At 66.3% G+C, this 13972-nt stretch carries 1 protein-coding gene; it reads left to right on the plus strand.

All coding sequences use genetic code 11. The features are described from left to right. Positions 1 to 20: 20 nt before the first annotated feature. Complete coding sequence (locus AB4O09_RS18405; RefSeq protein ID WP_460107332.1) at positions 21 to 13967, plus strand: non-ribosomal peptide synthase/polyketide synthase; 13947 nt, start codon at positions 21 to 23, stop codon at positions 13965 to 13967. The last annotated feature ends 5 nt before the right edge of the window (positions 13968 to 13972 follow it).

Consider the following 13972-nt stretch of genomic DNA (forward strand, 5'->3'; position numbering starts at 1 on the left):
TTTTACGCAGGACGCTTTCAATGACCACCGAAAAAACCACCGGTAACCCGATCGAAGACATTTACCCGCTGTCGCCGCTGCAACAAGGGATGCTGTTCCACTCCCTGCTGCACGAAGACTCCGGTGTGTACCTGATGCAGGATCGCTACCGCATCGGCGGGGCTATCGATGAAGGGGCGTTCCTCGAATCGTGGCGCCAGGTGGTGGCGCTGCACCCTTCCCTGCGCGCCAGTTTCCAATGGAAAAGCCAGAAGCAACCGGTGCAGGTGATCCATCGCCAGGTCAAGGTACCGCTGGACACCCTCGACCTGCGCGGGCTCGCCCCCCATGAGCAGGAAGCGCGAATCCGCACGTTGCTGGAAGACGAGCAGAAAGTCGGCTTCAACCTGTCGAAGCCACCGCTGATTCGCTTCCGGCTGGTACGCCTGGGCGATGAGTCCTACGAGTTCATTCGCAGCTTCCACCACATCCTGATGGACGCCTGGTGCATTTCCCTGGTGACCGTGGACTTCCTCAAAGTCTACGAAGCGCTGTGCAACGACCGCACGCCGGAGCTGAAAAGCCCTCGGCCGTTTCGCGATTACATCCAGTGGCTGCAACGCCAGGACGCGAGCGAGGCCGAGCAGTTCTGGCGCGGCCAGCTGCAAGGTCTCAATGCCCCCACGCCGCTGACCGTGGACAACGGCGTGACCCGCGACCGCTACACCGATGCGGTGCTGGTGGACGACCAACTGATTCACCTCGACGAACAGGAAACCCAGGCACTGGCGGCGTTCTGCCGCAGTCGCCGGATCACCCCGAACACGTTCTTCCAGGGCGTCTGGTCGCTGCTGCTATCACGCTACAGCGGGCAACAGGACGTGGTCTTCGGCGTCACCGTGGCCGGGCGCCCGGCCGACCTGACCGGTGTCGCGGAAATGATCGGCCTGTTCATCAACACCTTGCCGCTGCGGGTTTCGGTGGACCCGAGCGCCTCGCTCGGCAGTTGGCTGGGCGACTTGCAAAAGCTCAACGTCGACATGCGCGACTTCGAACACACGCCCTTGACCGACATCCAGGGCTGGAGCGATTTCCCCCGGGGCGAGACCCTGTTCGACAGCATCCTGGTATTTGAAAACGCACCCATCGACGAACAGATCCTCGAAGGCGGCTTCCAGTTCAGCCTCGAAGGCATGGACCACAGCGTGCACACCCACTACGGCTTGACCGTGGTGATCCTGCCGGGCGAACAGCTGGGCATCCGCGTCTCCTATGACCGCGAACGTTTCGAAGCCGCCACCGTGCAACGCCTGCTGGGCCACATCGCCAGCCTGGTGCGCAACATGCTCGCCGCACCCGAGGCGCCGTTGGCCAGCTTTGAGCTGCTGGCCGCCGACGAACGTCAGCAGTTGCTGGGCGAGTGGGCGCTCAACCCCCACGATTTTCCGCTGGAGCAAAGCTACGCCGAGCTGTTTGCCGCCCAGGTCGCTCAGCGCGGCGAACAGATCGCCGCGACCTGCGACGGGGAGTCGCTGACCTACGCCGAGCTGGACCTGCGCTCCACGCGCCTGGCCCACGCTCTGCGCGAGGCCGGCGCAGTTGAAGACCAACTGGTCGCGCTGGTGGCCCCCCGTGGCCTGGCGCTGTTGAGCATGATGCTGGCGGTGTTCAAGGCCGGTGCGGCGATGCTGCCCCTTGAGGTCAATCACCCGCCCGAGCGCCTGCGGGAAATCCTCGGGCTGTCCCGCGCCCCGCTCCTGGTCGCCAGCGAAGCCTGCAGCGGCCTGCTCGATCAACTGCTCAGCGGCCTCGACCAGGCACCCGAGGCGCTGTTCGCCGAAGCCTGCTGGACGTCCGGCAACGACGCGCCACTGCCGGTGCTCGCCAGCCCCGACAGCCTGGCCTACGTGCTGTTCACCTCGGGTTCGACCGGTACGCCCAAGGGCGTGATGATCGAACAGCGCGGCATGCTCAACAACATCTTCGGCAAAGTACCGGCCCTGGGGCTCAGCGCCGCCGACCGGATTCCCCAGACTGCCTCGGTGGCGTTCGACATTTCGGTGTGGCAGTTCCTTGCCGCACCGGTGCTCGGTGCCACCGTGCACATCCTTGCGGATGAAGTTGCCCACGACCCGCAACGCCTGTTGCAGGTGCTCGCCAGCGAGCGCCTGAACGTGCTGGAAATCGTCCCGAGCCTGATGCGCACCTTGCTCGCGCTGTGCCCGTGCGACTTGCAACTGCCGGACCTGCGCTGGGTGTTGCCTACCGGCGAAGCCCTGCCGCCGACCGTGGCCCGTGACTGGTTCGCACGGTTCCCCGACATTGCCCTGATGAACGCCTACGGGCCGGCCGAGTGCGCCGACGACGTGGCCTTCCAGCCGATCCTCAAAGCACCGGGGGCCGAGGTCAGCCACATGCCCATCGGCCAGCCGACCGCCAACAACCGCCTGTATGTGCTGGACGAATCCCTGCGCCCGGTGCCGGTGGGCGTGGCCGGGGAAATCTGTGTCGGCGGCGTCGGCGTTGGCCGCGGTTACCTGCACGACCCGCAGCGCACCGTTGAGGCGTTTATCGACCACCCTCAACTCGAAGGTCGCCTGTACCGCACCGGTGACCTGGGACGCTGGCGTGCAGACGGGGTGATCGAATACCTCGGCCGCCGCGACCAGCAGGTCAAACTGCGCGGGCACCGGATCGAACTGACGGAAATCGAACACCGTCTCGCCCAGCACCCCAACGTACGCGAAGCCGCCGTCCTGCTGCGGGAAAACACCGTCGGCGAAGCCTGGCTGGTGGCGTACTGGTCGGCCCATGACGAAACCCTGGGCAGCGACGGCCTGAGCGAACACCTGCGCACGCAACTGCCGCCGTACATGGTGCCGGCGGCCTTTGTCTGCCTGGACAAACTGCCCCTGAACAATAACGGCAAGGTCGATCGCAAGGCCCTGGCCGCCCGGGAGCTGGACTGGCAGGCCGACACCCAGCAAAGCATCGCCCCGCGCAACGCGCTGGAAACCACCGTCGCGTCGATTTGGGCCGAGGTCCTGGGGCGCGACACCGTTGGCGTGGAAGACAACTTTTTCACCCTCGGCGGACACTCGCTGCTGGCGACCCAGATCGTTGCCCGCCTGCGCACCCAGTTCAAGCTCGACCTGCCGTTGCGGGTGCTGTTCGAACAGCCGACCGTGGCCTTGCTGGCCGTGGCCATCGCCGCCCGCCAGGCCCAGGCCGCCGCGCCGCAAGCCAGCGCGATCAGCGTGCCCAAGGCCCAGCCACGCCCGGCGCTGCTACCGCTGTCGTTCTCGCAACAACGCTTGTGGTTCATCGAGCAACTGACGCCGGGCACCACCCTGTTCAACATCCCGTTCGCCCTGCACCTCAAGGGTGAACTCAATGTCGAGGCGCTGCACGCCAGCCTGAACGACCTGCTGCTGCGCCACGAAATCCTGCGCACCGGCATCCACAGCACCGACGGCGTGCCGTGCCAGCGCATCAGCCCAGCGCTGGACATCGCGCTGCCCTTCGAAGACTTGTCGGGGCTGACCACCACCGCTCGCGCCGGCGCGCAGTTCAATGCCCTGCAAGACACCTTCGAGCAGCCGTTCGACCTGACCTGCCCACCGCTGCTGCGTGCGCGCTTGCTACGCCTGGCGCCGGGCGAGCACGTGCTCGGCATCGCCCTGCATCACCTGGTCTCGGACGCCTGGTCGGCCACCATCGCCCTGCGCGAACTGGCCCTGGGTTATGAAGCCCGTTGCAACGGCGCCCCTGCCAAACTGCCGGCCCTGCCGCTGCAATACGCCGACTTCGCCCTCTGGCAGCGCGAACACCTGCAAGGCGCCGAACTCAAGCGCCAACTCGACTACTGGACCACCACCCTCGACCGGCGCGACAGCGACGCCAGCCCGCTGCTGGCCTTGCCCACCGATCATCCACGGCCGTCGGTGCAAAGCTACCGCGCCGGGATCGTGCAGCGTGAACTCAGCGCCGACCTCAGCTCCCGGGTACAGGCCTTTGCCAGTCGCCTCGGCACCACGCCGTTCACCGTCCTGTTCGCCGGTTTCGCCGTGCTGATGCACCGTTTGAGCGGCGATGCCACGGTGCTGGTCGGCACCCCGGTCACCCACCGTGAACAGCCGGGCACTGAAGGCCTGCTGGGCATACTGTTGAACAACCTGGCGATCCGCGCGGACTTCGAACCGCAAGTCGGTTTCAGCGCCCTGGTCAAACAGGTGGCCGAACGTCTGCGCAGTGGCCTGCGGCACCAGGACCTGCCCTTCGAGCAACTGGTGGACAGCCTGCAACTGCCACGCAGCCTCAGCCATGCGCCGCTGTACCAGGTGATGGTCGCCCAGCAACTGGCCATGGAGTCGCGGTTGCGCTTCCCCGGGCTGGAATTCGAAGCGCTGGACACGCCGCTGCGACATTCCGAATGCGACTTGGACCTGCACGTGCTGTGCCCGGCCAATGCGCCGATCCAGCTGGAGTTGATGTTCGCCCTCGATCTGTTCGTCGCCGACAGCGCCCGCCAGACCCTGGCGCGCCTGGAACATCTGCTCGAACACATGCTCGCCGAGCCCCAACGCCCGGTCGCCGCCTTGCCGTTGCTGATGGACGTCGAATGGCAACGCACCGTGGTCGAGTGGAACCGCACCGAGATGGCGGTGCCAACGCACCTGACCTTCGCCCAGTTGTTCGAACAACAGGCCGAACGCACCCCGGAGCGTGACGCCCTGTGCTTCGAAGGCCGCAGCCTGAGCTACGGCGAACTCAACCGGCGCGCCAACCAGGTGGCGCATTACCTGCGCAGCCGGGGCGTCGGCGCCAACAGCCCGGTGGCGCTGTGTGTCGAGCGCTCGCTGGAACTGCTGGTCGGCCTGCTGGGCATTCTCAAGTCCGGTGGCGCCTATGTGCCGCTGGACCCGACCTACCCGGTGGATCGCCTGGCGTACATGCTCGAAGACGCGCAACCGGCATTGTTGCTCGGCCAGCAAGGCCTGTTGGAACAGTTGGGCGCCGAACTGCCGCGCTTGCGCCTGGACAGCGACGCAGCCCTGTTCGCCAACCAGCCGGACAGCAACCCTGCCCCGCTCGCCGGGCCGCAAGACCTGGCCTACATCATGTACACCTCCGGTTCGACCGGTAAGCCCAAGGGCACCCTGGTGACCAACGGTTCGGTGGTCAACCTGGCCTGGGCGCGTATCCATGGCTTGTATCGCCGCTACACCGACCAGCCGATGCGTACCAGCTTCAACTACTCGTTCGCCTTCGACAGTTCGGTGGCCGAGCTGATCCTGTTGCTCGACGGCCACAGCCTGTACCTGACCCCGGAAGACGTGCGCTACGACCCTGAGGCCCTGGCTGGATTCTTCCGCGACACCCGCCTGGACGCCTTCGAATGTACCCCGGCACAGCTCAAGGCCCTGCTCGAAAGCGACGGTGTTCGGCGTGGCGAGGTGTACCTGCCGCGCTTCGTGCTGTTCGGTGGCGATGCGGTGGACGCACAACTGTGGCAACGCCTGCCGTCGATTGCCGGCAGCCGCTTCTTCAACACCTACGGCCCAACCGAATGCACGGTGGATGCCACTGGTTGCGCGGTGGATGACTTCCCGCTGCGGCCAATCATCGGCCGGCCCATCGCCAACGTGCGCACCTACGTGCTCGATGCCTTCCTCAACCCGATGCCGGTGGGCGTCCCGGGGGAACTGCACATCGGCGGTGCCGGCGTGACCCTGGGCTACCTCAACCGCGCCGAGCAGACCGCGAAGGTGTTCATCGAAGACCCGTTCTCCACCGTGGCCGGGGCACGGATGTACAAGTCCGGTGACCTGGTGCGCTGGTTGCCCGACGGCCAGCTCGAATACCTGGGACGCATGGATCATCAAGTGAAGATCCGTGGTTTCCGTGTCGAGCTGGGGGAAATAGAAACCTTGATCGGCGCCCAACCGGGCGTGCGCCAGGCCGTGGTGCTGGCCCGTGAAGACGTGCCCGGCGACAAGCGCCTGGTCGCCTATGTGACGTGCGACCAGCAGGCCGACATCCATGCCTGGCGCAAAGCCATTGGCGCCGCCCTGCCCGACTACATGGTGCCCTCGGCATTCGTACTGCTCGATGAACTGCCGCTGACTGACAACGGCAAACTCAACCGCAAGGCCTTGCCGGCCCCGGACATCCAAGCCGCGCCAGACGCCCTCGATCCACCCCGCAGCGCCGCCGAACAGCAACTGGCTGCCCTGTGGGCCGAGTTGCTGAAGGTGCCGTCGTCGCAGATCGGCCGTGACAGCCATTTCTTCTACCTCGGCGGCCACTCGCTGCTGGCGGCGACGTTGTTTGCCCGCCTGCGCCAACAGTTCGCCAGCGTGCCGCCGTTGCGGGCGGTGTTCGAACACCCGACCCTCGACGCCTTGGCCGCGCTGCTGGGCGATCCCCTGCAAGCCCCGGCGGCGACCTTTGTCCCGGCAGCGCGTCCGGCGCGCCTGCCGCTGTCGTTCGAACAGCAACGCTTGTGGTTCCTTGAACAACTGAGCACCGGCGGTGGCGAGTACAACGTGGTCAGCGCCGTGCAACTGGACGGCGAACTCAACGTCCAGGCCCTGCACACGGCCTTGAACAGCGTGGTCCAGCGCCACGAGATCCTGCGCAGCCGCATCGTGCGCGATAGCGATGGCGAGTTGGCGCTGGTGATCGAACCCCAGGTCGATATCAGCCTGCAGGTGACGGCACTGCAAGCGACCAGCGACGAGCAATGGCAGCAACTGACCGACGCGGTGATCCACGCCGAAACCGGCCGCCGCTTCGACCTCGCCGCCGAAGTGCCGGTCCGTGCCACGCTATTGCAACGCAGCGGCGCAGCCCAGTCGCTGCTGTTGCTCAACGTGCACCACTGCGCCACCGACGACGCCTCCAGCCAGAACCTGCTGGATGAACTGCGACAGTGCTACACCGCCCAGTGCCAGGGCGCCCCGGCAGCACTGCCAGGGCTGGCGCTGCAATACCCCGATTACGCCCTCTGGCAGCGCGAACCCGGTCAACAGACCGCGTTCAGCAGCCAACTGGAATACTGGCGCAACCAACTGGAGGACGGCGACTACCTACTGGACCTGCCAACCGAACAGGGCCGGCCAACCCAGCTCGCCCCGGCGGCCGGCGCGGTCCAACTGCAATTGCCGCCCGTCCTGGTGGAACGCCTGCGACAGTTCGCCCAGCACCGCGGTGCCACCCTGTACATGCTCATGCTCGGCGCCGCGCAATTGCTGTTGGGCCGCTACGCCAACCAGCGCGATGTACGGGTTGGCAGCCCGGTGGCCCAGCGTCCATTCGCCGAGCTGCAGCCGCTGATCGGCTGCTTCGTCAACACCGTGGTCATGCGTGCCGACCTTGATCCGGCGCTGGACTTCGAAGGTTTGCTCAACCAGGTGCGCAACCGTGTGCTGGATGCCCAGCAGCATCAGGACGTGCCCTTCGACCAGGTTGTCGAGCATTTGAAGCCTTCGCGCAGCCTCGGCCAGACGCCGCTGTTCCAAGTGTTGTTCGCCATGCAGAACGCCGACTCGTCGAGCCAGCCATGGCCGCAGTTGCGGGTCAGCGAACGCGCCGTGACCGCCCAGGCCACCAAGTACGACCTGAACTGGGAAGTGCATGACGGCGAGGTGCTGTCGGTGTTGCTGGAGTACCGCGCCGCGCTGTTCAGCGAAACCACGGCCCGGCTTTGGCTGGAACAATGGCAACAACTGCTGGAGGCGATGCTCGAAGCGCCACGGACCCGCCTCGGCGATTGGACACCGCTGCCGGCGGCAGAGCGTCACCGCCAACTGATCGAGTGGAACGCCACCGACCGCCACTACAGCGGCCCGACCAACCTGCACACCGCCCTGAGCCAACAAGCAGCCCTGAGCCCCAACGCACCTGCGCTGGTGTTCGAAGGCCAGCGCCTGAGTTATGCCGAGCTGGACCAGCGGGCGCAAGCCGTCGCCCGTGCCCTGCGCGCCGCCGGTATAGGCACCGACAGCATCGTGCCGCTGTGCATGGAGCGTTCGGTGGAAATGGTCGTGGCCTTGCTCGGCATCGTCCATGCCGGCGCCGCGTGGCTGCCGCTGGATCCGGAACTGCCTGCCGCGCGCCTGGCGTTCCTGATCGAAGACGCCAATGCCAAGGTCACCTTGACCCAAGCGCAGTGGCTGTCGCGCCTGCCGGTCGGGCATAAAGCCTGGACCCTCGACGCCCTGCCCCAGGCCTCGGCGTTCGAACCCATCAACGTCGAGGCCCACGACCTGGCCTACGTGCTCTACACCTCCGGTTCCACCGGCCAACCCAAGGGCGTGATGAACGAACACGGCGCCTTGATGAACCGTCTGTACTGGATGCAGGACGCCTTCCCGATTGGCCCGAACGACCGTGTTCTGCAGAAAACCCCGTACAGCTTCGACGTGTCGGTGTGGGAGTTCTTCTGGCCGCTGATCACCGGCGCGACCCTGGTGGTTGCCCGGCCGGACGGTCATCGCGACCCGGCCTATCTCAGCCAGTTGATCCAGCAGGAACGGGTCACGACGTTGCACTTCGTCCCGTCGATGCTGCGGGCCTTTGTCGAGGAACCGAGCCTGGTCAATTGCCAGAGCCTGCGCCAGGTGTTCGCCAGTGGCGAAGCCCTGCCGGTGGACCTGGTGCGACGCTTCATGGGCCAACACCCGGCAGCGCTGGTCAACCTGTATGGTCCGACCGAAGCGGCCATCGACGTCTCGGTCTGGCGTTGCTCGGCGGACGATGCAATCGTGCCGATCGGCAAACCCATCGCCAACCTGCGCTTGTACATCCTCGACGAGGCCCTGCAACCGCTGCCGATTGGCAGCATCGGCGAGCTGTACATCGGCGGCGTCGGTGTGGCCCGGGGTTACTTGAAACGCCCGGACCTGACCGAGGAACGCTTCCTCGCCAGCCCGTTCGTGGCCGGTGATCGCCTGTACCGCACCGGCGACCGTTGCCGCTTCCTGGCCGATGGCAACATCGAGTACCTGGGGCGTCTCGACCATCAGGTGAAACTGCACGGTCAACGCATCGAGCTGGGGGAAATCGACGCTGCGCTGCTGGCACAGGCCGGTGTTCGCGACGCCGCCACCTTGTTGCTGGACCAGCGTCTGGTGAGTTTCTGGTGCGGTGACGCCGATGAGGTCACCCTGCGTGCCGACTTGAGTGACAGCCTGCCCGCGCACATGCAGCCAAGCCTGTTCGTGCAGCTCGATAACCTGCCGCTCAACAGCAACGGCAAGCTCGACCGCAAGGCATTGGCCGCCACGCCGCTGCCACAAAGCCAAAGCGAGCAGCCGCGCACCGCGCCGCGCACGGTCACTGAAAGCGTGCTCTGCGAACTGTTCAGCGAAGTGCTGGGTGGTGCGGAAGTCGGCATCGAAGACAACTTTTTCCAACTCGGCGGCCATTCCTTGCTGGCCACCCGCCTGGTCAGCCGGGTTCGTGAACGCCTGGGGTTTTCCCTGCCCTTGCCGCTGGTGTTCGCCCAACCGACGGTCGCGGCCCTGGCCGAGCATCTGCGCGCGGCCATGCCCGGTGAGTCGATCAGCGCACAACCGCGCCCGGCGCAATTGCCCCTGGGCCTGGCTCAACGCCGGTTCTGGATGCTCAGCCGCCTGGTACCGGAGTCCCGCGAGTACCACATGCCATTCGCCCTGACCTTGCGCGGCGAGTTGCAGGTCGAGGTCTTGCGCGAGGCCTTTGCGCAGGTCAGCCAGCGCCACCTGGTGCTGCGCAGCCGTATCGTCGAAGTCGACGGCGAGCCGCAATTGCTGATCGACGACCACGGCCTGGCGCTCGCGGTCACTGGCGTTGCAACCCAGGACTGGGCAGCGACCTGTGCCAATGCCCAGAACGCACTGATGACGCCGTTCGACCTGGCCGCCGCGGCGCCTTGGCGGGCGCACCTGCTGCAACGCCAAGGCAGTGACGAGAACCTGTTGCTGGTATGCCTGCATCACAGCGCCACCGACGGCTGGGCCATGCAGTTGCTCATCGACGAACTGACCCAGGCCTACGCCGCCGGCCTGAACGGGCAGTCGCCCGCCTGGGCTCCGCTGGAAATCGACTACGTCGATTTCGCCCTGTGGCAACAGCACCCGGACACCCAGGCCCGGCGCAATGACAGCCTGGACTACTGGAAAAACCACCTGGGCCAGGACGACTACCAACTCGACCTGCCCATCGACCACCCACGCGGCGCCGAAGCCGATCGCCGCGCCCGGCAACTCACCGTGCGCCTCGGAACCCAGCGCGCCGAAGCCATCCGGCAGTTTGCCCGTCAGCGCGGCACGACCACCTACGTGGTGCTGGCCACGGCCCTGAGCGCGCTGCTGGCCCGCTACAGCGGTCAGCGGGAGATTCGTCTCGGCACCCCGGCGGACCAGCGTGACCATGGGCAAACCCAGACGTTGCTGGCCTGCCTGGTCAATACCCTGGTGATCCGCAGCGACGTCGACCAACGGGCCCCGGCCGAGCAACTGCTGGCCAGCCTCGAGGCCGATCTGCGTGCAGCCCAAGCCCATGCTGACCTGCCCTTCGCCACCCTGGTCGGCGCTATCGCACAAAACCGCGACTTGAACCGTACGCCGCTGTTCCAAGTGCTGTTCTCCCTCAACTACGGCCGCATCGACAGCAGCCAATGGCCGGGGCTAAACGTCGAAGAACAGATGCTGCCGGTGATCGACGCCAAGTTTGAACAGAGCTGGGAAATCCAGGACGACGGCAGCGACATGACGCTGGCGCTGGAATACCAATCGGCCTTGTACGACGAAGCGACGATGCAACGCTGGAGCGCGCAGTGGTGCGCGCTGCTTGACGCCTTGGTGGCCACTCCTGGACGTACCCTGGTCGAACTGTTCCCGCAACAGCAGGATCAGCAGCAACTGGACCGCTGGAACGCCACCGAGCGCCACTACAGCGGCCCAACCAACCTGCACACCGCCCTGAGCCAGCAAGCAGCCCTGAGCCCCAACGCCCCGGCGCTGGTGTTCGAAGGCCAGCGCCTGAGCTATGCCGAGCTGGACCAGCGGGCGCAAACCGTCGCCCGCGCCCTGCGCGCCGCTGGCGTGGGCACCGACAGCATCGTGCCGGTGTGCATGGAGCGTTCGGTGGAGATGGTCGTGGCCTTGCTCGGCATCGTCCATGCCGGCGCCGCGTGGCTGCCGCTGGACCCGGAGTTGCCTGCCGCGCGCCTGGCGTTCCTGATCGAAGACGCCGATGCCCGGGTCACCTTGACCCAAGCGCAGTGGCTGTCGCGCCTCCCGGTCGGGCATCAAGCCTGGACCCTCGACGCCCTGCCCCAAGCACCCGCCTTCGAACCGATCAATGTCGAAGCCCACGACCTGGCCTACGTGCTCTACACCTCCGGTTCCACCGGCCAACCCAAGGGCGTGATGAACGAACACGGCGCCTTGATGAACCGCCTGCACTGGATGCAGGACGCCTTCCCGATCGGCCCGAACGACCGTGTTCTGCAGAAAACCCCGTACAGCTTCGACGTGTCGGTGTGGGAGTTCTTCTGGCCGCTGATCACCGGCGCGACCCTGGTGGTTGCCCGTCCGGACGGTCATCGCGACCCGGCCTACCTCAGCCAGTTGATCCAGCAGGAACGGGTCACGACCTTGCACTTCGTCCCGTCGATGCTGCGGGCCTTTGTCGAAGAGCCGAGCCTGGTCAACTGCCAGAGCCTGCGCCAGGTGTTCGCCAGTGGCGAAGCCCTGCCGGTGGACCTGGTCCGGCGCTTCATGGGCCAGCACCCGGCGGCACTGGTCAACCTGTACGGCCCGACCGAAGCGGCCATCGACGTCTCGGTCTGGCGTTGCTCGGCGGACGATGCAATCGTGCCGATCGGCAAACCCATCGCCAACCTGCGCTTGTACATCCTCGACGAGGCCCTGCAACCGCTGCCGATTGGCAGCATCGGCGAGCTGTACATCGGCGGCGTCGGTGTGGCCCGGGGTTACCTGAAACGCCCGGACCTGACCGAGGAACGCTTCCTCGCCAGCCCGTTCGTGGCCGGTGATCGCCTGTACCGCACCGGCGACCGTTGCCGCTTCCTGGCCGATGGCAACATCGAGTACCTGGGGCGTCTCGACCATCAGGTGAAGTTGCGCGGCCAGCGCATCGAGTTGGGGGAAATCGACTCAGCCCTGCTGAACCTGCCGGCCATCACCGGTGCCTGCACCCTGGTCATCGACAACCGCCTGGTGGCGTTCTACAGCAGTAGCGCCGCGCAACCGGACCTCGACACCCAGCTCGCGGCCGAGCTGCCGGCCTATATGGTGCCAGCGGTATGGGTGCAGATCCCGGCCCTGCCCCTGAGCACCAACGGCAAGATCGACCGCAAGGCCCTCGCCGCCCTGCCCTTGCCGAACACCCAGAAGGACTACGCGGCACCGCGCAACGACCTGGAACGCCTGCTCTGCCAGTTGTTCGGCGAGCTGCTCGGCGACACCTTGACCGGTGGCCGTGAAGTCGGCACCTCGGACAGTTTCTTCGCCCTGGGCGGTGACTCGATCCTCGGCCTGAAACTGATCTCGCGCTTGCGTGAACAGGGCTATTCGCTCACCCCACGGGACTTGTTCCGTTCGCCAACCCCAGCGGCCCTGGCCCACGTGACCACGGCGTTGCTGACCCAGGCCGAACAAGGTGACGTGACCGGGCCGATGCCGCTGATGCCATTGCACCAGTGGTTCTTCGACCAGCAGCAGGTCCAGGTCGCGCACTGGAACCAATCGGTGCTGGCCGACAGCGACCGTCGCCTGGTGCCGGCCATCGTCCAAGCCACGCTGGATCGGCTGGTCGCCCACCACGACGCCCTGCGCTTGCGTTTCACCGACGTCGACGGCCAATGGCAGGCGCACATCGCACCAGTGGCTGCGGCCCAACTGACCTGCTGCAAACGCCCGGAACAACTGCTGCAAGTTGCCCAAAGCCTGGACCTGCAACACGGCCCGCTGTTTGCCGCGGCGCTGCTGGAAGGCACCCCGCAGCGCCTATACCTGGTGGCCCATCACCTGGTGGTGGACGCAGTTTCCTGGACGCCGCTGCTGGAAGACTTCCAGCAGTTGTACCCGGCACTGGAGCGTAGCGAGAGCCCGACGTTGCCGGCGAAAACCACCTCGTATCGTCAATGGAGCGAGCACCTGCAAGCCCATGCCGCCAAGGTCGCCGCCGAGCATCGCTACTGGAGTGCCCAGATCGGCGCTAACCAGCCGCCCATGGCCACGGTCGCCGAACGCCAGACCCTGTCGGCCCGCTGGGACGCCAGCCGCACGCACCAATGGCTGACCGAATCCCATGCGGCTTACCGAACGCAACCGGAAGAACTGCTGATCGCCGCCCTCGCCGCGACCCTGGCCGAGGCCGAACAGCGCAGCGACATCGTGGTGGACCTGGAGCGCCACGGGCGTGACGCACCGTTTGCCGGGCTGGACGTCGGCCGCACCGTCGGCTGGTTCACCACCCTCTACCCACTGCGCGTGAATGCCAGCGGCGCCGCGGGCGATCAAGTGCGCAACGCCAAGCAAGCCTTGCGTGACGTACCTGGCCTGGGCCTCGGCTACGGCTTGCTGCGCCAGCGCGGCGAGTTGCCGGCCAGCCACGGTGATGTGCTGTTCAACTACCTGGGGCATGAGCAAACGCCAGAGGGCTGGTTGCGCGCCAGCAGCCTGACCCCGCCGCCGGACGTGGCCTCGGTTAACCGGGTGACCCACGCCCGTGAGGTGGTGGCCTGGCTGGAGGACGGCGTGTTGCGTGTCGAGTGGCACAGCGTCACGCCAAACGCCGACAGCCGCTTGCCCGCTCGCCTGCTGGAACGTTTGCAGGCGCTGGTCGAACACTGCCTCGACCCGCAGGCCGGTTCGCTGATGCCCGCGGACTTCCCGCTGGCCAAGGCGCTGAACCAGAAATCCCTGGACAAGCTGCTGGGCAAGCTCAAGACCAAACCCAATTCCCAAAGCTAGCGAGC

It is taken from the genome of Pseudomonas sp. H1_F01 (assembly GCF_054681425.1).